17 protein-coding genes are annotated in these 24,054 nt (G+C 67.0%); 9 read left to right on the plus strand and 8 right to left on the minus strand.

Going from position 1 to position 24,054, the window contains the following annotated elements; genetic code table 11:
* Nucleotides 1–178 precede the first annotated feature (178 nt).
* The 3 genes from J0I99_RS07115 (at nucleotide 179) to J0I99_RS07125 (ending at nucleotide 4,757) form a co-directional block, all read left to right on the plus strand.
* Nucleotides 179–1,984, plus strand: coding sequence for an ABC transporter ATP-binding protein (locus J0I99_RS07115; RefSeq protein WP_291396997.1), 1,806 nt, complete (start codon nucleotides 179–181; stop codon nucleotides 1,982–1,984).
* The gene (locus tag J0I99_RS07120) at nucleotides 1,981–3,888 is read left to right on the plus strand and encodes an ABC transporter ATP-binding protein (RefSeq protein ID WP_291396845.1); all 1,908 of its coding nucleotides are present in this window, start codon (nucleotides 1,981–1,983) and stop codon (nucleotides 3,886–3,888) included. Before J0I99_RS07115 ends, J0I99_RS07120 begins: the two co-directional genes overlap by 4 nt.
* Before the next feature lie 464 nt (nucleotides 3,889–4,352).
* Entirely contained in the window at nucleotides 4,353–4,757 is a 405-nt protein-coding gene (locus tag J0I99_RS07125) for an OsmC family protein (protein ID WP_291396847.1), read from the plus strand.
* 53 nt (nucleotides 4,758–4,810) lie between these two features.
* Here the strand turns inward: J0I99_RS07125 and J0I99_RS07130 are convergent, their stop codons facing one another.
* A complete protein-coding gene (locus J0I99_RS07130; protein WP_291396849.1) occupies nucleotides 4,811–5,452 on the minus strand; it encodes a hypothetical protein in 642 nt (213 codons plus the stop codon).
* Nucleotides 5,453–5,876: 424 nt separating this feature from the next.
* On the opposite strand from J0I99_RS07130, the gene putA reads away from it, so the two are divergent.
* The 3 genes from putA (at nucleotide 5,877) to J0I99_RS07145 (ending at nucleotide 11,896) form a co-directional block, all read left to right on the plus strand.
* Nucleotides 5,877–9,425 carry a bifunctional proline dehydrogenase/L-glutamate gamma-semialdehyde dehydrogenase PutA gene (gene putA, locus J0I99_RS07135; RefSeq protein ID WP_291396851.1) on the plus strand — a complete coding sequence of 1,183 codons (3,549 nt, stop codon included), beginning with the start codon at nucleotides 5,877–5,879 and terminating at the stop codon, nucleotides 9,423–9,425.
* 154 nt (nucleotides 9,426–9,579) lie between these two features.
* Entirely contained in the window at nucleotides 9,580–10,644 is a 1,065-nt protein-coding gene (locus tag J0I99_RS07140; protein ID WP_291396853.1) for a hypothetical protein, read from the plus strand.
* A gap of 10 nt (nucleotides 10,645–10,654) precedes the next feature.
* Complete coding sequence (locus J0I99_RS07145) at nucleotides 10,655–11,896, plus strand: phage tail tip lysozyme (RefSeq protein WP_291396855.1); 1,242 nt, start codon at nucleotides 10,655–10,657, stop codon at nucleotides 11,894–11,896.
* Here the strand turns inward: J0I99_RS07145 and J0I99_RS07150 are convergent, their stop codons facing one another.
* The 7 genes from J0I99_RS07150 to J0I99_RS07180 form a co-directional block, all read right to left on the minus strand.
* A complete protein-coding gene (locus J0I99_RS07150) occupies nucleotides 11,897–12,970 on the minus strand; it encodes an ABC transporter ATP-binding protein (RefSeq protein WP_291396857.1) in 1,074 nt (357 codons plus the stop codon).
* 153 nt (nucleotides 12,971–13,123) lie between these two features.
* Entirely contained in the window at nucleotides 13,124–14,203 is a 1,080-nt protein-coding gene (locus J0I99_RS07155) for a Gfo/Idh/MocA family oxidoreductase (protein ID WP_291396859.1), read from the minus strand.
* Nucleotides 14,200–15,219 carry a Gfo/Idh/MocA family oxidoreductase gene (locus J0I99_RS07160; RefSeq protein WP_291396861.1) on the minus strand — a complete coding sequence of 340 codons (1,020 nt, stop codon included), beginning with the start codon at nucleotides 15,217–15,219 and terminating at the stop codon, nucleotides 14,200–14,202. Before J0I99_RS07160 ends, J0I99_RS07155 begins: the two co-directional genes overlap by 4 nt.
* Nucleotides 15,220–15,458: 239 nt before the next feature.
* Entirely contained in the window at nucleotides 15,459–16,232 is a 774-nt protein-coding gene (locus J0I99_RS07165; RefSeq protein WP_291396998.1) for a carbohydrate ABC transporter permease, read from the minus strand.
* 589 nt (nucleotides 16,233–16,821) lie between these two features.
* On the minus strand, nucleotides 16,822–17,697 hold the full coding sequence (locus J0I99_RS07170) for a carbohydrate ABC transporter permease (RefSeq protein WP_291396999.1): 876 nt from the start codon (nucleotides 17,695–17,697) through the stop codon (nucleotides 16,822–16,824).
* A 319-nt stretch (nucleotides 17,698–18,016) separates the two neighbouring features.
* On the minus strand, nucleotides 18,017–19,309 hold the full coding sequence (locus J0I99_RS07175) for an ABC transporter substrate-binding protein (protein WP_291396863.1): 1,293 nt from the start codon (nucleotides 19,307–19,309) through the stop codon (nucleotides 18,017–18,019).
* A gap of 281 nt (nucleotides 19,310–19,590) precedes the next feature.
* Nucleotides 19,591–20,283, minus strand: coding sequence for a TetR/AcrR family transcriptional regulator (locus J0I99_RS07180; protein WP_291396865.1), 693 nt, complete (start codon nucleotides 20,281–20,283; stop codon nucleotides 19,591–19,593).
* A gap of 196 nt (nucleotides 20,284–20,479) precedes the next feature.
* On the opposite strand from J0I99_RS07180, the gene J0I99_RS07185 reads away from it, so the two are divergent.
* From J0I99_RS07185 to J0I99_RS07195, 3 genes are all read left to right on the plus strand, one after another.
* Nucleotides 20,480–21,634 carry a Gfo/Idh/MocA family oxidoreductase gene (locus tag J0I99_RS07185; RefSeq protein WP_291396866.1) on the plus strand — a complete coding sequence of 385 codons (1,155 nt, stop codon included), beginning with the start codon at nucleotides 20,480–20,482 and terminating at the stop codon, nucleotides 21,632–21,634.
* Between the two features lie 216 nt (nucleotides 21,635–21,850).
* Nucleotides 21,851–23,017, plus strand: coding sequence for a dihydrodipicolinate synthase family protein (locus J0I99_RS07190; protein WP_291396867.1), 1,167 nt, complete (start codon nucleotides 21,851–21,853; stop codon nucleotides 23,015–23,017).
* A 162-nt stretch (nucleotides 23,018–23,179) separates the two neighbouring features.
* Entirely contained in the window at nucleotides 23,180–24,004 is an 825-nt protein-coding gene (locus tag J0I99_RS07195; protein ID WP_291396869.1) for a sugar phosphate isomerase/epimerase, read from the plus strand.
* Nucleotides 24,005–24,054: the final 50 nt, after the last annotated feature.

Consider the following 24,054-nt stretch of genomic DNA (forward strand, 5'->3'; position numbering starts at 1 on the left):
CGACAGGCTCAAGTGCCTTGAATGGAACGCAAAACAGCGCGATTGAAGTAGTCTTACTACTCTTTGTTGGGGTCGAGTCCGTCGCCGGAGGAGGCTAGGCGGGCCGACCGAATTTCATGTCTGGGTCCCTAAATTGAGCTCGAATGCTCCGCAGAGCGCCTATTCGCCTGGCGACGCCATGTCACATGTCATCGCGGCGCAGGCCGGCAAAGGGCTGAGCACCCTGTGGCGCATCATGGTGCTCACCTGGCGCCATCCGTGGATGGTGATCATCACCATCCTCTCGTGCTTCATATCCTCGGCCCTGCAGCTGTGGACGCCCGTCCTGCTCGGACAGGCGGTGGACCGTGCCGAGGGTGTGCTGGATGGCGGCGTCGGCGCCGCCGACGCCTTGTGGACGATCGCGATGATCCTGCTGGTCGTCTCGATCCTGCGCGGCCTGTTCACGATGTCGATGAACTATTTCGGCGAGGCCGTGGGTCACCACACTGCGTACGAGCTCCGCCTGGCGGTCTACGAGAAGATCCAGCGGCTCAGCTTCTCGTACCATGACAAGGTGCATACGGGCGACCTGATCACGGTCGGCATGCTCGACCTCGAAGGCGTGCGCATGTTCTTTGCCACCGGCCTGCTGCGCGTCATTCTGCTCGGTACGCTGATCGGCGTCGGCGCCTACATGCTGATCTCGACCGACTGGGTCCTTGGCCTGCTCGCGCTGAGCTTCGCGCCGTTCGTCGCCGTGAATTCCTCGATCACCCAGCTCAGGCTGCGCGCGACCTGGCTGACGCTCCAGGAAATGCTGCAGAACCTCAGCCGGGTGATGGAAGAGAACCTGGGCGGCATCCGCGTCGTCCGCGCCTTCGCGGGCGGCCGGCACGAGATGCACAAGTACAACGAGGCCTCCGACGCGGCGCTCGAACTCGCGCACGAGCGCGTCAACATCCGGGTCAACTCGACTTCGCTGATGAATGTCAGCTTCTTCATCTCGATGGGCCTCGTGCTGTGGTACGGCGGCGAGCGCGTCATGGCCGGGCAGATGACGGTCGGCACGCTGGCGGCCTTCCTCACCTTCATGACGATCCTGCAGATGCCGGTGCGCCAGCTCGGGTTGCTGGTCAACTCGTTCGCCCGTGCCTCCACCTGCGGCAACCGGCTGTTTGCCTTCCTCGACCTCGATGTCGAGATCAAGGACGAGCCCGGCGCCAAGCCGCTGAAGCTGGGCGAGGGCACGCTGCGCTTCGAGAATGTCGACTTCGCCTATCCGTCGGCGCCGTTCCGTCCGGTGCTCTCGGGCATCTCGTTCGAGGCGAGGAAGGGCGAGACCATCGGCATCGTCGGCCGTCCGGGGTCGGGCAAGTCGACCATCGCGCATCTCATCCCGCGCTTCTACGATGTCACCGGCGGCCGCGTCACCATCGACGGGCAGGACGTGCGGGCGCTGACGCTCGCCAGCCTGCGCCAGGCCGTCGCCGTGGTGCAGCAGGACAGCTTCCTGTTCACCACCAACATCGAGAACAACATCGCCTATGGCGATCCGTGGGCCAAGGAAGCCCGCATCGCCCGGGCCTCGGAGTTCGCGCAACTGCACAACTACATCATCGGCCTGCCGACCGGCTATGAGACCATCGTGGGCGAACGCGGCGTGTCGCTCTCGGGCGGGCAGCGCCAGCGCCTCAACATCGCCCGCTCGCTGATGCTCCGCCCCGCCGTGATGGTGTTCGACGACAGTACCGCCGCGGTCGACGCCGGCACCGAGCAGCGCATCCGCACGGCGATGAAGCGCTTCGCCAGGGACCGCGTCACCCTCATCATCTCGCACCGGCTGAGCTCGCTCATGCATGCCGACCAGATCCTGTTCATCGACGAGGGCAGGGTCGTCGAACGCGGCACGCATGAGGAACTGCTCGCACTGGGCGGCCGCTACCGGGCCCTTTACGACCTCCAGGTGAAGCCTGGCGACGACCAGCTGGAGGCGGCCGAATGACCGAGGCGACGCTCAACACCGAAGACGACAGCGAAGACCGCAACCGCCGTCCGCCCCGCGCAGTGGTCGGCTCCAGCCTCGACCGCGAGGAGGAGGTGTTCGGCAAGGCCTACGATCCCAGGATCGTGCGCCGCATCTGGGCTTTCGTGAAGCCGTACCGCAGCCAGATCTACCTGTCGGTGGCCGCCGTCCTCGCCTTCACGCTCACCCAGCTCGCCTTCCCGCTGGTGATCCGCTACGCCATCGACAACGGCATGGCGCAGGGCGGCGGCGGGCGCTCGGTGCTGCTCTGGTGCATCGCCGGCTTCGCCGGCCTCATCGCCATCAACTTCGCCGCCTCCTGGGTGCAGGAGACGGTGGTCGGCAAGGCCGCCGAGAACGTGCTGTTCGACATGCGCCGCGCCATGTTCGCCCACCTGCAGCGCGTGTCGCTGAGCTGGATGGACAAGACCGAGGTCGGCCGCCTCATGTCGCGCCTGATGGGCGACGTGAACTCGATGCAGGAATTCCTCGAGACCTCCGTGCTCTCGGTCGGCGACATCGTGCTGCTGTTCGGCATCGTCGGCGTCCTGCTCTGGCTCGATCCGCTGCTCGGCGCCATCACCATGGCGACCATGCCGATCCTGTTCATCGTGCGCCTGTTCTGGCTGCCGCCGGCCAAGGTCAGCTTCATGGCCGCGCACCACACCAATTCGTCCGCCAATGGCGCGCTCGCCGAAGGCATCAACGGCGTTCGCACCGTGCAGAGCCTCGACCGCCAGCAGGTCAATTTCGACCTCTACGAGGAAAAGGCCCGCGCGAACCTGCGCGCGCACCTGCGCGCCGCCAAGTTCGCCCAGGTAATGGTGCCGATCGTCGACACGCTCACCGGCATCTCCATGGCCACGGTGATCGTCGTCGGAGGTCAGATGGTGCTGGGCCGCCAGCTGGATGTCGGGGTGATGGTGGCGTTCCTGTTCTACATCCAGCGCTTCTTCGACCCGATCCGCTCGCTCACCATGCAGTACTCGGTGTTCCAGCGCGCCATGTCGTCCGGCACCCGCATCGTCGAAGTGCTCGATGTCCCGGTCAGCATCGAGGACAAGCCGGACGCGGTCGCGCTGAGCCGCGACATGGACGGCTCGGTCGAGTTCAGGAACGTCACCTTCGGCTATCGCAAGAACCAGCCGGTGCTCAAGAACGTGAGCTTCCGGGTCAACCCGGGCGAGACCGTCGCCATTGTCGGCCCCACCGGCTCGGGCAAGTCGAGCTGCATGTCGCTGGTCCACCGCTTCTACGACGTGTGGGACGGATCGGTGACGGTGGGCGGCCACGACGTGCGCGACGTCACCCAGGATTCCCTGGGCGCGGAGGTTGCCATGGTGCTGCAGGAGCCGTTCCTGTTCACCGGCTCGGTGATCGAGAACATCCGCTACAACAAGCAATCCGCCACCCGCGAGCAGGTGATCGACGCGGCCAGGGCGGTGGGTGCGCACGATTTCATCATGTCGCTGGCCGATGGCTACGACACCAAGCTCGAGCAGCGCGGCGGCAACCTTTCGCTGGGCCAGCGCCAGCTCATCAGCTTCGCCCGGGCTCTCGTCGCGGACGCCAAGATCCTCGTCCTCGACGAGGCGACGGCGAACATCGACAGCTACACCGAGATGCTGATCCAGAAGGCGCTGAAGCGCCTGCTCGAGGGCCGCACCGGCCTTGTCATCGCCCACCGCCTCGCCACCATCCGCGGCGCCGACCGCATCATCGTGCTGCAGAACGGCGAACTGCTGGAGTCGGGCAACCACGACCAGCTCATGGAAAAGCAGGGCCTCTACTCGCGCCTCTACACCATGAACTACTCGAGCTTCGACGACCTCCCCGAGAACGCCGAGGACATGGTCGCGACCGCGGTGGGCAAGGCGACCTGACCAAGGCGCCAGGGCCCCGCGGCCGCGCACAAAGACCGCTGAAAGGCCCTACGCGGTCGTTTCGTCTATGGCGCCAGCCAGCAGCCGCTCGACTCCGCTTTCCGTATCCCCGCCGCCTCCCGCTGCCTCCACTCGGCCACCGGCCTGCCGTTCAGCATGGCGCAGCAGCAGAGGGGCGCTGCTCCTGCCGTCCAGACCGCGACGAGACCCCGGGCGGCCCCGTCGTCACCCCGCCAACCACGACGCCGCCGCCCACCGACGATGAGGGTGGCGACTGCGCCGGCCACAGCAATCACAATCCGGGCAACTCGCAGAACTGCAGTCACTAGGTCGCGGCCCGTCGGCTCCAGCCCAGCGCCGTGATCACCGTTCCTCCCGATGCCCAGCGGGGCGATTGAGCTGGATCAGGGCAGGCCGCTGCGCCACGGGATAGGGATACCCATCCATCGCGAAGGAGGTGCGGCATGCTTGAATACACGATCGAGGCCAGTCGTCCGAACGGGGAAGGCGGCGCCGCCGTTTCTCATGGTGCCAGCGTCGTGCTGGATACGACCCTGGCCGGGCGCCCGGACGCGTTCAACCCCGTGGAACTGCTGCTCGCGGCGCTTGCTGCCTGCATGCTCAAGGGGGTCGAACGGTCGGCGCCGATGATCAGGTTCGAGTTCCGCTCGGCCTCCGTCAAGCTGCATGCCGTTCGACAGGATGCCCCGCCCAAGCTGGTTTCGATCGACTACGAGCTGGCCGTCGATACCGATGAGCCGGAGCGCCGGCTCGAACTGTTGCATAGCAACGTCATCAAGTACGGCACGATCTCCAACACGCTCGCTGCGGCCGTTCCGCTCACCGGAACGATCCGTCGCGCCACCTGACGGCAGCGCCGGAAGGCGCGTGGGCCCTGCCGGAGCCGGAGCGCCTGCGCAGGCTATTGCGCGTCCGCCGCTGCCTCGGGCGGCTTGTGGACGCGGGCGCCCTTGAGCGCTTCCTTGTAGAGCCCTTCGTCGGGCAATGGCGCATACTGGATGTGGAACAGTGCCGTGTTTGGTCCGGTGATCGGGAACATCTCGTTGGACTCGGTTGAGCTGACCACCAGCATTGCGTCCATCAGGGCGCGGTCATAACCCAGCGTGGCGAGGTACCAGGCCGCCGCGGCGACGCCCTCGTCGGGAATGGCCACGGTGACCATCGAGGTGCGGTAGAACGGCATGTGCAGCGAGACCACGCCGTTGGCGTAGAGCCTCGAGCCGCCCAGCCACAGGAACGCGCAGGCCGAAAAGCAGAGCGTGCCCGACGCGTAGGTGGCGAGGTGATGGTCGCGGACCCACCTGCCGGCCTCGATTGCCGTCATGAAGTCGCCGCCGGGGCTGTGCAGGTAGAGCCCGTCGACCGCGCCCTTGGCCGCATCGAAGGCGTCGCGGATCTTGGCCAGGTCAGCGCGCTCGATGCTGCCATCGAGCAGGATGGCGCGCAGATCGGCATCGTAGCTGATGGTCGCCGCGCCGCCGGGGAGAGCAAGCCCGACCACTGCCATCGCGACCGACGATGCAAGACACGCTCGATAGAACATCGACACCCTGTCCGTCGTTATGGCCAAACCGGCCGAGCCAGCGCAGAACATCGCTTTCTGATCAAAACGAAGGACAATACTGGTGCGAAGGCATGAAAGTCATTATCGCAGCATAGACTACAGATAGATCCGTCTCCACGCAATGAAACGGACCATTTTCGTCATCCGGCCGCCGCCGGGTGTGGAAGATTTGCGGCGGGCGGCCGGATAGTGCGGCGGACGACCGATGCCAGCTGCCATTATCCATCCGGAAGGCCGCGCCATTCGTCGGCGACCGGTTGGCTGGCCGGTGCAGCGGGCGCAATCGGTCGGTGCGCCGAGAGCGGCAAAAAACTTTAGCCAAGCTAAAATTTCCGCGGGGAGCACCACATTTTCCCCACACAAATCAGGCAGCCGTGCCACACTCTTTTGCACGGGGGCAGACATGGCAGAAATCGACGATATCCGCGGCCGCATACGGGCAGCAATCCTTGCCGACGAGGCTGAGACCATCGCGCGCCTCGCGAGCGAGGCTGCGCTTTCCGATGCCGAGCGCGCGGCCATCGGCGCCGATGCCGCCAGGCTGGTCGACAAGGTGCGCACCGCCCAGTCGGCCGGCATGCTTGAATCCTTCCTGGCCGAGTACTCGCTCTCGACCGACGAGGGCATCGCGCTCATGTGCCTCGCCGAGGCGCTGCTGCGCGTCCCCGACACCGCCACCATCGACGACCTGATCGAGGACAAGATCGCGCCGTCACGCTGGCACGAGCATCTCGATCGCGCCAACTCGCCGCTGGTCAACGTGTCCACCCTTGCGCTCACCCTGACCGGTCAGGTGCTGCGCGATCGCGACGGCATCGCCGGCACGATCCAGAGCTTCGTGCAGCGCATCGGCGAGCCGGTGATCCGCTCCGCCGTGATGCAGGCGATGAAGATCCTGGGCAGCCAGTTCGTGCTCGGCCGCGACATCGAGGAAGCGACCAGGATCGCCCGTCGCGCCGAGAAGGACGGCTTCACCTACTCCTACGACATGCTCGGCGAAGCGGCCCGCACCGAGGCCGATGCCCGGCGCTACCGCGCTGCCTACTCGGAGGCAATCGCCGTGCTCGCCGCCCGCTCCACTGCCGGTTCGGTGCGCGAGAATCCGGGCGTGTCGGTCAAGCTCTCGGCCCTGCATCCGCGCTACGAGTTCATGAAGCGCGAGCGCGTCATGGACGAGCTGGTCGAGCGCACGCTGGCGCTCGCCATGATGGCGCGCGGCGCCAACATGGGCTTCAACATCGATGCCGAGGAGGCCGACCGGCTCGACCTCAGCCTCGATGTCATCGCCGCCGTGCTGGCGGATGAACGCCTCGCCGGCTGGGACGGGTTCGGCGTCGTGGTGCAGGCCTACGGCCAGCGCGCCAGCCATGTCATCGACTGGCTCGCGGCGCTCGCCGAACAGCTCGATCGCCGCATCATGGTGCGCCTCGTCAAGGGCGCCTACTGGGACAGCGAGATCAAGCGCGCGCAGGTGCTCGGCCTCAAGGGCTTCCCGGTCTTCACCCGCAAGGCCGCGACGGACATCAGCTACATTGCCAACGCCCGGCGCCTGCTGAGCAAGACCGCCCGCATCTACCCGCAATTCGCCACGCACAATGCGCACACGGTCACCGCCGTCCTGCATCACGCCAGGTCCCTCGGCGTCGGCAACGATGCCTTCGAGTTCCAGCGCCTGCACGGCATGGGCGAACGGCTGCACCAGATCCTGCGCGCCCAGAACGGGACGCGCACCCGCATCTATGCGCCGGTCGGCCGTCACTCTGACCTGCTGGCCTACCTCGTGCGGCGCCTGCTCGAGAACGGCGCCAACGGCAGCTTCGTCAACATGATCGCCGATCGCGACGTGCCGGCCGCCGAGGTGGTGCGCGACCCGTTCGAGGCCATCGCCACCGCGCCCGGCCGCGTCGTCGCCCCGCGCGACCTGTTCCGGCCGGGACGCGCCAACTCGCAGGGGTGCGACCTTACCGACCCGGTCGAGGTCGAGCATATCCTCGCCGATCGCGCCCGTTTCCGCGCCACCGAGAAGCGCTGGCATGCCGTGCCGGGTGCGCTCGTCGCCGGCAGCGAGGCCGAGCAGTTCACCCTCGTCAACCCAGCGACGGGCGAGACGGTGGGCGACGCCATCGGCTCGAGCCCGGAGACGATCGAGCTCGCCATCTCCAGCGCGCGCGACGCCGCCCCGGGCTGGGCCGCCCGGCCGGTCGGGGAACGGGCGCTGCTGCTGCGCCAGGTCGCCGACCTCTACGAGGCCAACAGCGCCGAGTTCTACGCGCTCTGCGCCCGCGAGGCCGGCAAGACGCTCGCCGATGCGGTCAGCGAAGTGCGCGAAGCGGTCGATTTCCTGCACTATTACGCGGGCGAGGCGGAACGCTCCGAGCCGCGCCAGCCGCTCGGCGTGTTCGCCTGCATCTCGCCGTGGAACTTCCCGCTCGCCATCTTCACCGGCCAGGTCGCGGCCGCGCTCGTGTCCGGCAACACCGTGCTGGCCAAGCCCGCCGAGGCCACGCCGCTGATCGCCGCGCTGGCGCTGCGCCTGATGCACCAGGCCGGCATTCCCGAGGATGTCGTGCAACTGGTTCCCGGCAGCGGCGCGGTCGTCGGCACGGCCCTGACCTCCGATCCGCGCATCGACGGGGTCTGCTTCACGGGCTCGCTCGCCACGGCCAAGGCCATCGACCAGAAGATGGCCGACCACCTCGCCCCCGGCGCGCCGCTGATCGCCGAGACGGGCGGCCTCAACGCCATGATCGTCGACTCCACCGCGCTCCCCGAGCAGGCGGTGCGCGACATCCTCGCCTCCGCCTTCCAGTCGGCCGGGCAGCGCTGCTCGGCGCTGCGCATCCTCTATGTGCAGGAGGAGGCGGCCACCCGCACGCTCGAGATGCTGTACGGCGCCATGGACGAGCTCAAGCTCGGCGATCCGTGGGACCTGTCCGTCGATGTCGGTCCGGTCATCGATGCCAGGGCTAAGGCGAAGTTCGAGGCCTATATCGACAGCTTCGCCGAGCGCGACGCGGTGCTGCACCGGCTCCCGACCCCGGCGCAGGGGACCTTCGTCGCCCCGGTCGTGCTCAAGGTTGCCGGCATCGCCGAGATGAAGGAGGAGATCTTCGGCCCCGTCCTGCATGTCGCGACCTTCCGGGCCGAGGAACTCGACGCCGTCGTCGCCGCCATCAACGCCTCGAGCTACGGCCTGACCTTCGGCCTCCACACCCGCATCGACGGGCGCGTCGAGGACGTGTCGGAGCGCATTCGCGCCGGCAACATCTATGTCAACCGCAACCAGATCGGCGCCGTGGTTGGTTCGCAGCCGTTCGGTGGCGAGAGCCTGTCGGGCACCGGGCCAAAGGCGGGCGGGCCTAACTATCTCAAGCGCTTCTGGCGTCCCTTCGAGCGCTTCGAGCCTTCGGTCGGGGTCAATCCGCTCTCGGGCCTGTCGATCGGCTTTGCCATCGCCGCCGTCGATCAGGTGAAGATCGGCGTCGACCGGGTCGGCATCGAGCCGGCCGCCGAGGTGCTGCCCGGCCCGACCGGGGAGCGCAATACGCTCTATACCTGGCCGCGCGGCGTCGTGCTCTGCCTCGGGCCGGACACCGCCAGCGCGCGGCTGCAGGCCGAGCTGGCGCTCGGGCAGGGCAACGGCGTCCTCGTCTGCGCCCCCGGCGCGACACGCATCGCCGAGGAACTGGGCAGCAATGGCGAGCCGATCGGCGGCCTCGACAAGAAGCTCGCCCCGGCCGCCATCGAGGCCGGCCTCAACGTCGATGCCGTCATGCATTTCGGCGCCGAGTCCGACCTCAAGCCCTGGCGCCAGGCGCTGAGCCGTCGCGACGGCCAGATCGTCCCGCTGATCACCCGGCCGAGCGACGCCGAGCACCTGATCCGCGAACGGCACGTCTGCATCGACACAACCGCCAGCGGCGGCAACGCGGAACTGCTGGCGGGGATGTAGCTGCGGGGGAGGTGGCGTCGTGTCCACCTCCGTTCCGACGCCCGGACTGGCGGCGGCGCGCCCGGCATCCGGCAAACCCCTGACGTAGTCCTCCGAACATCGCGGCCCCGGGCTGTGTGCTACCCATCGGGTGAAGGCATCGGGGGCTTTCATCATGGCTGGACGATCGATCGCGCGGCGGGCTGCCGCGACGAAGCTGCTGGGGCGTATCCTGTCGGCGTGGCTGGCGCTCGTTCTGGCGGCCTGCTCGTCGCTGACCCCACGCGTGGTTTCCCCGACCCTGGATGCGAAGGCGGTCTCGGATACGGTTCGCTCGCACGGGGAGCTGATGGCGGCGCTGCAGGCCGATGCCGATCAACTCGGCTATGCCGGGTCCGACTGGTACGAGGTTTCGCTCGCCGGCTTCAACTATGTCGATGACCAGTGCACGGTCTATTTCGACAGCCTGTTTGCCTTCAATCGCAGTGTCTCGGCGGTCAAGTCCGGACTCAGCGCCTTCAACCAGACCGCCGCCGCGATCATGCAGATCACCGGCACCGCCGAGGTGACCATGGCGGTCATCGCCCAGGCCTTCGGACTGGCCGGCAGCATGACCGACGTGGTCGCCGGAACGTTCCTTTATGAGCTGCCGCCGGCCAACACCCGCCGGTTCGTCGAAAAGACCATGGCCGCCTACAAGAACGCGGTTTCCGAGCATCGCTCGACCATCAACAGCAAGGCGTCGGCCTACAGCGCCGTGCGCGGCTATCTCAACCTCTGCCTGCCCGTTACCATCGAAGGGCTCCTCATCGATCGCATCAGCGACACCAAGGCCCGGAGTTCCGTCGACAGTACGGGCACCAATATCGAGATCGACGTTCGCTCCTCGGCGTCCACGGGCCTGCTGGAAAACGCGAACACCCGCTTGCCGCCGGTGCGCGACGACACGCCCAGCCCGGCGGGCCTCAACTTCATCGAGAAGCGCATGCTGCCGTCCGACTGGCGCAAGGTCCAGCGCGCCATCTGTGCGCCCGAGGACGGCGTGCCGGGTTCGGGCACCCATGCCGCCATGATGGAATTCTTCGCAGGACGCGGACAACCGGATGAAGGCATCGCCACAAATGGCATCGGCGCCATGCAGCTGAGCGCGCTGAGCGAAGCGGTCGAGAGCGCCGCCGGCCGCACCTGCGCCGAGCGGCAGGTGGCCAATGCCTTCGAGGTTGGTCGCGCGAGCAATTAGGGAGGGCGCCATGGCAGTACTCAAGAGCACGCGCACCCTGCGCAAGGAGCCCAACGGCGACGGCATCATGACCGTCCCTGCCGGGACCAGGGTCGGACTGGGCGTGCAGAAGGGGATCTGGATCGAGGTCACCCTGGTCGACGATCCCAACCAGCCGAAAGGCTGGGTCAGCGTCGAGGCGGTCGACCAGACGTCCGATACGCTCGGGCCGCTCGACAAGCAGGTGTTTGCGCTCGAGTGCCATTTCCAGGCCTCGGTCTATGGCATCAGCGGCCACTACCTGGCGGCGGTCGCAGCGCTCCGCACCGACATCGCCGACAGGCAGGGCGGCGCTGCCATCGGCCCCTACGCGTTCAGCGAGAAGGAATGGGCGCTCAACAGCCGGCAGCCGCAATTCCAGCTCGACGCGCCTGCTGCCGCGATCACCTCGTGGCGTCTCCAAGTCGCGGTCTTCGCCATCATGACGCGACTGGCGCAGCTTCGCCTCGCCGGCCTGCTCGGCACGCAGCCGCAGGCCAGCGAGCTCTACCTGTCGCAATTGATCGGCAGCAAGGCGGCCGCTGCCGCGCTGCAGGATCCCAAGGCGGTCATGGCCAGCATTCCTATCGATGCGGCAGCGGCCGCGGGCGATGGCATCGATGTGGCCAATACCACCGACCGCGATGCCGGGTTGCTCGGTGCCGGCACCGTGGAGGCGGTGCTGGCCGCCATCGGCACTGCGCTCGGCAAGGCGCTCGACAGTGTGCGGGAGTTCGCCATCAAGGCGGGCGACCAGCCCATCGTGGCGGCAGGCGCCGGGTTGCTGCCGGATGGAACGGTCATCAAGGGCATCAACTTCGAGTCCCCTGAGATCCCGGAAATGCGCCGCGATGTGGCAAGGCTTGTCGCCCTGCGCTTCGCCGAAGCCGGCTACGGCACCATCCAGCAGATCGCCGCCATCGCCAACGCGATCGCGGAATCGGGGCTGAAGGCCGATGCCAAGTCGCCCGAGCCGGAAAAGAGCTACGGTCTGTTCCAGCTCAATCTGAACGGCGTCGGCCACGGGCACGATCCCGCTGAACTGAAGGATCCCAACCGCAACATCGCGATCATGCTCGCGCATATCGCGACGCTCTCGGCCAACGCTGCGTTCAAGGCAACGGCCTCCGTGCATGATGCGGTCGCCATCTTCGTGCGCGATTTCGAGCGCCCGGCCGATGCCGCCGGCGCCATCATCCGTCGCAGCGCCATCGCCCAGACGCTGCTGGTCTAGCTACAGCGCTCGCCCGTCCCCAGCGAACACGTGGTAGCGCGCCGGGTCGACATAGGCGGTCAGCGTCGAGCCCGGCTCAAGCGCCCGTTGCCCGTCGACCGCGATGGTCAGCGGCTGGCCGTCGGCAGTCGTGGCGTAGACCATGGTCTGGCCGCCGAGCTGTTCGACGAGGTCGACGCGGACCTCAGCCAGCGGCACGCCCGAGCCTTCGCTGATGCCGATATGTTCGGGCCTGACCCCGAAGGTCACGGCCTCGCCGGCACCGACCTGTCGGTTCACCACGATCTCGCTGCCCCCGGCCCTGAGCCTGGCCCCCGCGCCATCGGCGCTCTCCACGGTGGCGGCGAGGAAGTTCATCTTGGGCGAGCCGATGAAGCCGGCGACGAACTTGTTGCGCGGGGTGTTGTAGAGCTCGAGCGGCGCGCCGACCTGCTCGATGATCCCCGCCTGCAGCACCACGATCTTGTCGGCCATGGTCATGGCCTCGACCTGGTCGTGGGTCACGTAGATCATGGTGTTGCCGAGGTCCTGGTGGAGTTTGGCGATCTCCACCCGCATCTGCACGCGCAACTCGGCATCGAGGTTGCTCAGCGGCTCGTCGAACAGGAAGATGCGCGGCTCGCGCACGATCGCCCGGCCGATGGCGACGCGCTGGCGCTGGCCGCCCGAGAGCTGCCTGGGCTTGCGCTTCAGCAGCGGCTCGATACGCAGGATTTCCGCCGCCTTCTGCACCCGCTGCTGGATCTCCGCCTTCGGCACCCGCGCTGTTTCCAGCCCGAAGGCGAGGTTCTGGTAGACGTTCATGTGCGGGTAGAGCGCATAGCTCTGGAACACCATGGCGATGCCGCGCCGCGCCGCCGGCACCTCGTTCATGCGCTGCCCGTCGATCAGCAGGTCGCCGCCCGAGATCGGCTCGAGCCCGGCGATCATGCGCAGCAGCGTGGACTTGCCGCAGCCCGAGGGCCCGACGAACACGGTGAATTCGCCGGGCTCGATATCGAGGTCCACCCCGTGGATCACCTCGACATCGCCATAGCGCTTCACCACTTTCTGCAGAACGACGCTCGTCGACATCTCAGTGCAGCTCCCTTGTCGTCCTGCCCCTCACCCCGGCCCTCTCCCCGGCGGGGAGAGGGGGCGATGCCATCTCCGGCCGTGCCACAGCGTCCCCTCTCCCCGCTGGGGAGAGGGTCAGGGTGAGGGGAAGTTCAGATCGCGCCCGCGGGTTCACCGGAACCCCTCCGGCAGCCAGCTTTCGTATTTCGGATGCTCCGGCCCGATCGGGAACGCCACATCCGTATGCGTCTCGCTCGAGTGGTAGAACGCCGTGACGATCTCCAGCGCCCGGCGCGAGTCCGCGCTCGTCACCGGCATCGGCCCCTTGCCCTCGAGCGCATCCCAGAACAGGCGCATCTGCGTCTCGAACCGGCTCGGCACGTCCTGCCAGTTCGCCAGCAGCGCGTCGATCTTCGCCTTGGTCGCCTCATTGCGCGGCAGGATCTTCCACAGCGCCTTGCCGGGATTATAGGCCTCGTGGTCGCTCTCGATGGTGACGTTCTCGAACGCCAGCCGGATGCGGGAAATTTCGTCGGCCGAGCCCAACGTCGCGGTGAAGCTCGCCAGCGCCCCCGACTGCATCTCCACCGAGGCCGAGATGCAGTCCTCGACCTCGATCGGGTTGACCCGCGTCGCCACCCGCCCGAACAGGCTTTTCGGTTCGCCCATCAGGTACGTGAAGATGTCGTGCGGGTGGATGGCATGGGTCATCAGCACGCCGCCGAGCTCGGTCTTCCACCTGCCGCGCCAGGGCACGGCATAGTAGTCCGCCTCGCGCCGCCACAGCGTCTCGACCGTGCCGACATAGGGCTTGCCGGCGAGCCCGGCGTCGATGGTCGCCTTGGCCTGCTGGATGCCGTTGCCGAAGCGGTACTGGAACACCGGCATCAGCCTGCCCTTGGATCGCTTCTCCGCGGCGATCACCTCGTCCACCTGTCTGAGCGAGCCGACCAGCGGCTTCTCGCAGATCACGTGCTTGCCGGCCTTCAGCGCCGCCATCACCATCGGATAGTGCACCATGGGCGGGGTGCACACGTCGATGATGTCGAGATCGTCCATCCCGAGCAACTCGTCGAAATTCTCGACCCGCCGCTCGATGCCGAACTCGTCCGCCAGCCCGTTGCGCCGCCCCGCGTCGAGGTCGCAGATGGCGATCACCCGGAACCTGTCCTTGTTGGGTTCGTAGCCCTCGACGATATGGCTGCGCCCGATGCCGCCGCCGACAACAGCGACTGTGTAAACCTTGCTCATTGCTGCCAGACCGTCCCGATTTCAGCCATCTTCTGCGCCGTCAGCGCCAGTTCCATCGCCTTGAAGGCGCGCACCTGCGGCATGGCCGTCTCGGTGCGGTCGAGCACGTCGGCGATCAGCTGCCGGCCGTAAGGCAACTCGACCGCCGAACAATCGATATGCTGCACGCCCTTGCCGTCGACGAGGAACAGGTGGTCCGTCCCCGGCCGCCCGGCGATGTCGACATACTTGCGCAACTCGATATAGCCCTCGGTGCCGAGGATGGTCAGCCGCCCGTCACCCCAGGTCGGCAGCCCCGCCGGCGTGAACCAGTCGACCCGCACATAGCCGGTCGTCGTCGGCGTCCTCAGGTGGATGTCGCCCACATCCTGCAGTCCGGGCCGGTCGGGGTTGCCGCGGTTGTTCACGGTCGCCGAAATGACCTCGGCATCGGTGTCGGTGCCCGAAAAGAACAGGAACTGCTCGCATTGGTGGCTGCCGATATCGGTGAGGATGCCGCCATAGCGTGGCCGGTCGAAGAACCAGTCGGGCCGCTGGTTGTTGCGGATGGCGTGCGGCCCGAGCCCGACCGTGTGCACCACCTTGCCGATGGCCCCGGCCGCGACCAGCTCGCCGGCCTTCACGGTCGAGCGCGTCTCGAAATGCTCCGAATAGCACACCGAATAGATCCGTCCGGTCTCGGCCTGCACCCGCTTCACCTCGCCGAGCTGTTCCAGCGTGGTCATCCCCGGCTTGTCCGACATCACGTCCTTGCCGTGCCGCATCGCCTCGATGGAAATCGCCGCCCGCTCGTTGAGGATCGCGGCCGTCAGCACGAGTGCAATGGATGGGTCCTCGAGGATGGCCCGCCGATCGGAAACCCGCTTCGCCTGCGGATACTTCTCGGCAAAGGCCTGGGCGAGGTCATCCTCGGGCGAGTGGAACGCCACCAGCTCCGCCCCCTCGCGCAGCAGCAGGTTCACCTGGCCGTAGATGTGGGAATGGTTGAGGCCGATGGCCGCGAAACGTATGGGCATGGACTAGGCTCTATTGGTGGGATCGGGCGGCGGCGAAGCCGCCTCTTCACCTCCCCCCTTGTGGGGGAGGCCGGGAGGGGGGAGGCCACGCGCACGACGCTTCGGGCGATCGCGCAGGAGGTGCCGTTCAGTGGTTGTGGCACCAGCAAGCCAAATTCGCCGGCCCGGCACCTCTCCCTTGATGGGGGAGGCCGGGAGGGGGTGGGATCCCACGCGCGAAGCCGGCGCGTAAACGCCCCTCACCGCTTCATCCCCGTCGTCGCAATGCCCTCGATCAGCAGCCGCTGGAAGAACAGGAAGAACAGAAACACCGGCACCAGCGTCAGGATCGACATCGCGAACAGCCCGCCCCAGTCCGACTCCGCCGATGAATCCACGAACGTCCTGAGCCCCAGCTGCACCGTGTAGGTCCGGATGTCGCTGAGGTAGATCAGCGGCCCGAAGAAATCGTCCCAGGTCCAGATGAAGGTGAAGATTGCGGCCGTCGCCAGCACGGGCAGGGAGAGCGGCAGCAGGATCTTGTAGTAGATGCGCCAGGGCGAGCAGCCGTCCATCGCCGCCGCCTCGTCGAGCTCCCTGGGAATGCCGCGGAAGAACTGCACCATCAGGAAGATGAAGAAGGCGTCCGCCGCGAGGAACTTCGGCACCACCAGCGGCAGGAAGGTGTTGATCCAGTGCAGGTTGTGGAACAGCACGTATTGCGGGATCAGCGTCACCTGGTAGGGCAGCATGAGCGTGCCGAGCATCAGCGCGAACCACAGGCGCCTGCCCTTGAACTCCAGCCGCGCGAAGGCGAAGGCGGCGAGCGAGCAGGTGAGGAGGTTGCCGATGATCGACAGGCTCGAGATGATCAGCGAGTTCAGGAAGAACGTGTCGAAGCCGATGCGCAGCCCATGCCAGCCGCGGAAATAGGCGTCGAGGCTCCATGAGCTGGGCCACAGGCTGTTGGCGGTGAAGATCTCGTTCTCCGGCCGGAAGCTGGCGCTGAGCATCCACAGCAGCGGATAGAGCATCAGGATCGAGGCGCTGATCAGCAGCACATGCGCCAGCACCGAGCCGACGCGCCGCAGCAGCTTCTGCGCGGGGGTCTTTTCACCGGTAACGACGGTCAGGCGGGGAGCGGTGGTGACGGTCATCGGCAGGCTCCGTACCTGCTGGCCGACCCGAATGCCCGGAGCACTTGGCCACCCCCACCCTTGATCCCTCCCCTCAAGGGGGAGGGAGACGATGGAGCCGAAGCATGCAGTCGGGTCTCCCTCCCCCTTGAGGGGAGGGATTGAGGGAGGGGGTGGTGAGGTCGTGCAGGTTGGTGAGGCCAGTGCCGGCCGGCCGACCCCCACCCCCAGCCCCTCCCCGCAAGGGGGAGGGGAGCAGCACCGAGCCCTTCAATCATCATAGTGCACCCGGTATTTGCTGGTCAGGAACGAGAACCCCGTGAACAGCGCCACGATGATCAGCAACACGCGCCGGCCTGCCTCCCTCCCCCTTGAGGGGAGGGATTGAGGGAGGGGGTGGTGAGGTCGTGCAGGTTGGTGAGGCCGGTGCCGGCCGGCCGACCCCCACCCCCTCCCCTCAAGGGGGAGGGGAGCAGCGCCGAGCCCTTCAATCATCATAGTGCACCCAGTACTTGCTCGTCAGGAACGAGAAGCCGGTGAACAGCGCCACGATGATCAAGAGGATCCAGGCCAGCGCCGAGGCGTAGCCCATGCGGAAGAACTCGAACGCCTCCTGGTACAGGTAGAGCGTATAGAACAGCGTCGAGTTGACCGGGTTGCCGGTGCCGCCCGAGATGATGAAGGCGGGGGTGAAGCTCTTGAAGCCCTCGATGGTCTGGATGATGGCGTTGAAGAACAGCACCGGGGTCAGCATCGGCAGGGTGATCTTCCAGAACACCCGCCACTTGCCGGCGCCCTCGAGGCTCGCCGCCTCGTACATGTCCTGCGGAATGGACCTGAGCCCGGCAAGGAAGATGATCATGGGCGAGCCAAACTGCCACACGGCGAGCACGATCAGCGTCCACAGCGAGAAGCGCGGGTTGGAGATCCAGCTCGGCCCCTGGATGCCGAAATTGGCGAGGAAGTCGTTCACCAGCCCGTCGCCGGCGAACAGCGTGCGCCACAGCACCGCGATCGCCACCGAGGCGCCGAGCAGCGAGGGCAGGTAGAACACGGCGCGGTAGAGCGGCAGGCCGCGCATGCCGCGGTTCAACAGCAGCGCGACGCCGAGCGCGAAGGCGAGCTTCAGCGGCACCGAGAAGATGACGAAGAAGAAGGTCACCTGCATCGACTTGGCGAACTTGGGGTCGGCTGTGAAGATGCGGACATAGTTCGCCGCGCCCACCCATTCGGGCGAGGTCAGCAGGTCGAAATTGGTGAAGCTGAGGTAGAGCGAGGACACCATCGGCCCCAGCGTCAGGCCGAAGAAGCCGATGAACCAGGGCAGCAGGAACAGGTAGCCCGGGGCGTTCTGGCTCCACATGCGGGACCAGGCCGACGGCGTGACCGCGCGCCCGGCGTCGCGGTAGTTGGCGGCGTGCACGGTCATCGTCTGACTCCTGCCGTCCGTCGCTCACGACCCGGCCGCGCACTCTTCGATTGCGAACCCCTCATCCGGCGCTTCGCGCCACCTTCTCCCGCAAGGGGAGAAGGGAGGCCCGACCAAGATGCCCGTGGCGAGCGCCATCTCCCCTTGCGGGAGAAGGTGCCCGAAGGGCGGACGGGGGGTAGCGCAGGCGCAGCCTGCGCGATCGCAGCGGAGCGACGATCGGTTGGCGGCGCCTGCATTTCCGTCATCTGCCTTACTTGCGCGACAGGATTTCGGTCACTTCCTTGAAGAAGGCCGGGCCGGCGTCCTGCGGCGACTGGCTGCCGAAGGCGACTTCCTGGCTCTTGGTCTTGAGCGCCTTGTTCACCTCGCCGGCATTGGCGGGCGGGGAGGGCGGCAGCGGCCCGAGCAGGTCGCCCAGGTTCGACACGAAGTTGAGCGCGATCTGGCTCTGGGCGTCGAGGGTCGGGGCGATGTTGTCGCGCGTCGACTTCTTGCACGGGATGCCGCGCTCGACGCCGAGCGCCTTGGTCGCGTCCGGATCGGAGATGAAGAAGTTGATGAACTTGGCGCCGTCCGACAGCTTCTGGCTGGTCGCGCCGAGCGAGAAGAACATCGAAGGCTTGCGATAGTGGCCGCCGCCGGCGCCCGGCTTGTAGCGCGGGTAGGCGATCATGGTCAGCGGGTCCTTGTTGACCGCCTGGAAGGCGATCAGCTGGTTGGAGTTGGCGGCCGTGGTGGTTGCCTTGCCCAGCGTGACCATGGTGTTCTCGATCGCGTCGGTGGCATCGAGCGCCTGGTCGTCGGGTGACACGGTCACGCCGGCCGCGCGCAGGTCAGCCCACAGCTGGAACCACTCGACCAGGTCGTTCTCGTCGAACAGCGGCTTGCCGTCGGCGCCGTACAGGCCCTTGCCCTTGGAGCGCAGCCAGTTGTCGAGCGCCGGCTCGACGCCGGAATTGTCCGACCACAGCTTCATGCCCGGGCGCTTGTTGGCCGAGTTGAACTTCTCGGCCAGCGCCGGCAGGTCGGCATAGGACAGCTCGGGGCCGGGCACGGCGATGCCGGCTTCCTCGAACGCGGCGGTGTTGACGATGGTCGCCACCGAGTTGGCGCCCAGGCTGATGCCGTACAGCTTGCCGTTGACCTTGCCGCCGTCGAGCTGGTCCTGGTCGAAATCGGAAAGGTCGAGCTCCTTGCCGACCATATCGTCGAGCGGGGCGATGGCGTTACGGTTGGCGTATTCGACGATGTAGCGGTAGTCCATCTGCAGGATGTCGGGCGCATTGCCGCCGGCGACCTGCGTGCCGAGCTTGGTCCAGTAGTCCGAAAAGGCCATGAACTCGCCGTCGAAGGCGGTGCCCGGGTTGGCCTTCGTATAAAGGTCGGTCGCCGCATAGGTGCGGTCGGCGCGGGCCTGGCCGCCCCAGAAGAACAGGCGCAGGCGGTTTTCCTGGGCCAGCGCGGCGGCCGGCGCCAGGGCGGTGGCGCCGAGCAGGGCCGTCGAACCCATCAGAAAACGACGGCGGTCGAGTGCAAACGTCATCTAGCTTCCTCCCATTGATCCTTCGGGCGGCGTCGCCGGCCCGAACCCTCCGCGCTCTTTTCGGCGCTAAATAACTAGTTAGTTACAACCATGAGCCGGGGCGTCCGGGCTGTCAAGCGTCGATATTCCGGCAGAAGTCGGTGGACTTCGAGTGGTCTGGTCCTGCACTTCCGATGGCCGGACGAGCTGAGTTCCAGGGCAGTCCAGGGCGTCAGCCTACGCTCATCGAGCGCTCACAATGGGCATAGAAGAGCGTCAGCGGCGCTGACCCAGGCGCGGACTCAGCGGCGCGTGCGCAGGTAGTCGACCACCATCTGCACGGCCTGTGCCTCGCGCTCCTGGATCAGGGCGAACTGGCTGAGATCCTTGCCGAAAACCACGCTCAGCGTCGCCATGTTGGAGACATAGAAGTAGCACAGCGAGATGATCGAGATGTAGAGCTGCATCGGATCGACGTCGGTGCGGAACAGGCCTTCCGCATGCCCCCGCTTCACGATCTCCTGCAACTCGCCGACGATCGGCGAGCGGATCTCCTCGACGTTCCTTATCTTCTTGAGAAATCTCGCATTTTGCAGGTTCTCCACAGACAGAAGGCGCGGAAACCAGGGGTTGGCGAGGAAGTGCCGGAAGGTGAACCGGATGATGCGGTCCACGGCCTCGACCGGATCGTACTGGCTGATGTGCAGCTCGCGCTCGCCGCGGCGGATCTCCTGGTACGCATCGAGCAGGACGGCCTGGTACAGGGCCTCCTTGTTGCCGAAATAGTGGTACAGCAGGCGCTTGTTGGCCTTGGCGCGATCGGCGATGGCATCGACCCGGGCGCCGTTGAAGCCGTCCTCGCAGAACTCGTCGCGGGCGGCTCTCAGGATGGCGGCCTTGGTCTTTTCGGCGTCGCGCGGGCGCACCGGGGCGGTCTCCGCCGCGGCCTTGCCGCCCGCCCGCCTGGCCCTCACAGCCGCCGTCTCGCTCGCCATCAATCCCCCTGCCGCCGCTGGCGGTTACAATTGCGGACGACCAGACGCCGCTGCCCGAACACCCGTGGACTGCCGCGAAAGCGTTCGAAAATCGTACTTTCGTCCATGCCGCGGTGGTCACTCTTGACGCTTCATTCTAGCCTTGTGTATGCAAGTAACCAAGTAGTTACAAACAGGCGGAGCGAGGGAGGGGCAGATGGCGGAGCGGCGGCTGGGGCTGATCATGCACGGCGTGACCGGCCGGATGGGCTACAACCAGCATCTGGTCCGCTCCATCCTCGCCATCCGCGAGCAGGGCGGCGTGGCGCTCTCGAACGGCGACCGGCTGGTCGTCGATCCGATCATCGTCGGCCGGGACCGCGACAAGCTTCAGCGGCTTGCCGCAAAACACGACATCGCGCGCTGGTCCACGGACCTCGAGGCGGCGCTCGCCAACCGCGACGACACCGTGTTCTTCGACGCCGGCACCACCCGGATGCGCGCCAGCCTGCTCGGCCGCGCCATCGATGCGGGCAAGCATGTCTATTGCGAGAAGCCCGTCTCGGACGATCTCCACTCGGCTATCGCATTGGCCAGGAAAGCGAAATCGGCCGGCATCAAGCAGGGCGTGGTGCAGGACAAGCTGTTCCTGCCCGGCTTGTTGAAGCTGAAGCTGCTTCGCGACTCCGGCTTTTTCGGCCGCATCCTGTCGGTGCGCGGCGAGTTCGGCTACTGGGTCTTCGAGGGTGACTGGGGCCAGCCGGCGCAGCGCCCGAGCTGGAACTACCGCAAGGCCGACGGCGGCGGCATCATCCTCGACATGCTGTGCCACTGGCGCTACGTGCTCGACAACCTGTTCGGTGAAGTCCAGGCCGTAAGCTGCCTCGGCGCCACGCATATTCCGACCCGCGTCGACGAGAAGGGCGTGACCTACACCGCCGACGCGGACGACGCGGCCTATGCCACGTTCCAGCTTGCCGGTGGCGTCGTTGCCCACATCAACTCGAGCTGGGACGTGCGCGTTCGCCGCGACGATCTCGTGACTTTTCAAGTGGATGGCACGCATGGCTCGGCCGTCGCCGGCCTGCACAAATGCTTCACCCAGCACCGCGTCAACACGCCCAAGCCGGTGTGGAATCCGGACGAGCCATCGAAGTTCAACTTCTTCGATCAGTGGGAGGAAGTCCCCGACAACTGGCCGGCCCAGAACGGCTTCAAGGCGCAGTGGGAGATGTTCCTCAGGCACGTCGCCGAGGACGCACCCTGGCCCTACGGCCTCGAGGCCGGCGCCAAAGGCGTGCAACTGGCGATGCTCGGTCTGCAATCGTGGAAGGAACGGCGCTGGCTCGACGTCCCGGCGCTGGGGATTTGATCATGCCGGCTGGCGCGCGCTGCTCCACCCCACCCAGCTCCGCTAGGCGGCAGTGCCGCCAAGCTCCGCTACCCTCCCCATCAAGGGGAGGGAGAGGCAAGAACCGAAGCGTGCAGTCGTGTTTCCCTCCCCCTTGTGGGGAGGGTAGCGCAGCTTGCAAGCGCCAGCGCGCTAGCGAAGCTAGGGTGGGGGTGGTCGCATGCGCAGGAGCCGGCCATGCCTGAACTCCTCCTCCCCAATCCCGATCGCTCCATTACCGCCTACCGCCTCACCGGCACCCCAATCCCCTTCCAAAAATATGCAGCCAGCGACTTCCCGCGCATTGCCTATGCCGCCGCGCATGTCGTCGCCGACCCGCTGGCCTCGCACGATCCCTGGCTCACCCCGGCCATCGACTGGGACACCACGCTGAAATTCCGCCATCGCCTCTGGGACCTAGGCCTCGGCGTCGCCGAAGCCATGGACACCGCGCAGCGGGGCATGGGCCTCGCCTGGACCGAGGCGCAGGAACTGATCCGCCGCGCACAGGCCGAGGCGCGGACGCGGACGGACGCCCTCATTGCCTATGGCGCCGGCACGGATCACCTCGCGGCCGGTCCCGATGTCGGCATCGACGACGTCATCCGCGCCTACGAGGAGCAGGTCGGCTTCGTCGAGGGGCAGGGCGGCCGCGTCATCCTGATGGCCTCGCGCGCCCTCGTCCTCGCCGCCGGGTCGCCCGACGACTACGCCCGCGTCTACGGCCGCATCCTCGGCCAGGTGAAGCAGCCGGTGATCCTCCACTGGCTGGGCGAAATGTTCGATCCGGCGCTCGCGGGTTACTGGGGCCGGGCCACGCATGACGAGGCGATGGAGGTCTGCCTCGACGTCATCGCCGCCCATGCCGACAAGGTCGACGGCATCAAGATCTCCCTGCTGAGCAAGGACAAGGAAATCGCCATGCGCCGCCGGCTGCCGGCGAGCGTGCGCATGTATACGGGCGACGACTTCAACTATGCCGAGCTGATCGCCGGCGACGCCGAGGGCCATTCCGACGCGCTGCTCGGCATCTTCGACGCCATCGCGCCCGCCGCCTCCGCCGCGCTCGCGGCCCTAGGGCGTGGCAGCGACAACGAATTCTTCGAGCTGCTCGAGCCCACCGTGCCGCTCAGCCGCCATATCTTTTCGGCGCCCACCCGCTTCTACAAGACCGGCGTGGTTTTCCTCGCCTATCTCAACGGCTTGCAGGACCACTTCGCCATGGTGGGCGGGCAGCAGTCGGCCCGCTCGCTGCAACACCTGGCGGAGCTGTTCCGGCTGGCGGACAAGGCGCGTGTCCTGGCCGATCCGGGACTGGCGGTCGAGCGGATGAAGCGGGTGCTGGCAGTGAACGGGGTGGTTTGATGGGCACCCGGGTGCATTCCCACCCCTCATCCGGCGCTGCGCGCCACCTTCTCCCCGACGGGGAGAAGAACAGGGCGCTGGCGGCGCAGTCGGGGTTCCTCTCCCCGTCGGGGAGAGGGTGGATCGCGCGTAGCGCGAGACGGGTGAGGGGGGGCGGGCACGATGCCTGATCCCCAGCTCTCCATGAACCTCGCCACCCTGCGCAACGGCTCGTCATTCGCGCAGATGATCGACGACTGCCTCCGCCACGGCGTCACCGCCATCTCGCCCTGGCGCGACCAGGTCGCCGCCGTAGGCCTCGTCGAGGCTGTGCGTATCGTCAAAGCCAACGGCCTGCGCGTCACTGGCCTGTGCCGGGGCGGCATGTTCCCGGCCGATACGGCCGCCGGCCGGCAGGCCAGCATCGACGACAACCTGCGTGCCATCGACGAGGCCGCGGCGCTCGGGGCCGATTGCCTCGTCCTCGTGGTCGGCGGATTGCCGGGCTCGTCCAAGGATATCGCCGGCGCGCGGGCAATGGTCGCCGATGGCATCGCCGCCGTGCTGCCCCACGCCCGCGCCGCCCGTGTGCCGCTCGCCATCGAGCCCCTGCATCCGATGTACGCGGCCGACCGGGCCTGCGTGAACACCATCGACCAGGCCCTCGACATGGCCGGCCAGCTGGGCGACGGCGTCGGCGTCGCCATCGACGTCTACCACGTGTGGTGGGACCCGAACCTTGCCGCCGCCATTGCCCGGGCCGGCCGCGACAGGCGCATCTACGCCCACCACGTCTGCGACTGGCTGGTCCCTACCACCGACATGCTGCTCGATCGCGGCATGATGGGCGACGGCGTCATCGACCTCAAAGCCATCCGCGCCATGGTCGAAGCAGCCGGCTATCACGGCCCGCAGGAGGTCGAGATCTTCTCGCGCGACAACTGGTGGAAGCGCCCGGGTGACGAGGTCGTCCGTACCTGCATCGAGCGCTTCAAAAGTGTGTGCTAGCGTTCGCTATTCGAGGCCTTCATGTTCGCTTGATCGAGGTCAATCCCCCG

This window comes from Devosia sp. (genome assembly GCF_017307495.1).
GTDB lineage: Bacteria > Pseudomonadota > Alphaproteobacteria > Rhizobiales > Devosiaceae > Devosia_A.

Coding starts and splice junctions, on each gene's coding strand:
- J0I99_RS07115 (WP_291396997.1), top strand. CDS start 179: ATGTCACATGTCATCGCGGCGCAGGCCGGCAAAGGGCTGAGCACCCTG.
- J0I99_RS07120 (WP_291396845.1), top strand. CDS start 1,981: ATGACCGAGGCGACGCTCAACACCGAAGACGACAGCGAAGACCGCAAC.
- J0I99_RS07125 (WP_291396847.1), top strand. CDS start 4,353: ATGCTTGAATACACGATCGAGGCCAGTCGTCCGAACGGGGAAGGCGGC.
- J0I99_RS07130 (WP_291396849.1), bottom strand. CDS start 5,452: ATGTTCTATCGAGCGTGTCTTGCATCGTCGGTCGCGATGGCAGTGGTC.
- putA (WP_291396851.1), top strand. CDS start 5,877: ATGGCAGAAATCGACGATATCCGCGGCCGCATACGGGCAGCAATCCTT.
- J0I99_RS07140 (WP_291396853.1), top strand. CDS start 9,580: ATGGCTGGACGATCGATCGCGCGGCGGGCTGCCGCGACGAAGCTGCTG.
- J0I99_RS07145 (WP_291396855.1), top strand. CDS start 10,655: ATGGCAGTACTCAAGAGCACGCGCACCCTGCGCAAGGAGCCCAACGGC.
- J0I99_RS07150 (WP_291396857.1), bottom strand. CDS start 12,970: ATGTCGACGAGCGTCGTTCTGCAGAAAGTGGTGAAGCGCTATGGCGAT.
- J0I99_RS07155 (WP_291396859.1), bottom strand. CDS start 14,203: ATGAGCAAGGTTTACACAGTCGCTGTTGTCGGCGGCGGCATCGGGCGC.
- J0I99_RS07160 (WP_291396861.1), bottom strand. CDS start 15,219: ATGCCCATACGTTTCGCGGCCATCGGCCTCAACCATTCCCACATCTAC.
- J0I99_RS07165 (WP_291396998.1), bottom strand. CDS start 16,232: ATGCTCTATCCGCTGCTGTGGATGCTCAGCGCCAGCTTCCGGCCGGAG.
- J0I99_RS07170 (WP_291396999.1), bottom strand. CDS start 17,697: ATGTGGAGCCAGAACGCCCCGGGCTACCTGTTCCTGCTGCCCTGGTTC.
- J0I99_RS07175 (WP_291396863.1), bottom strand. CDS start 19,309: ATGACGTTTGCACTCGACCGCCGTCGTTTTCTGATGGGTTCGACGGCC.
- J0I99_RS07180 (WP_291396865.1), bottom strand. CDS start 20,283: ATGGCGAGCGAGACGGCGGCTGTGAGGGCCAGGCGGGCGGGCGGCAAG.
- J0I99_RS07185 (WP_291396866.1), top strand. CDS start 20,480: ATGGCGGAGCGGCGGCTGGGGCTGATCATGCACGGCGTGACCGGCCGG.
- J0I99_RS07190 (WP_291396867.1), top strand. CDS start 21,851: ATGCCTGAACTCCTCCTCCCCAATCCCGATCGCTCCATTACCGCCTAC.
- J0I99_RS07195 (WP_291396869.1), top strand. CDS start 23,180: ATGCCTGATCCCCAGCTCTCCATGAACCTCGCCACCCTGCGCAACGGC.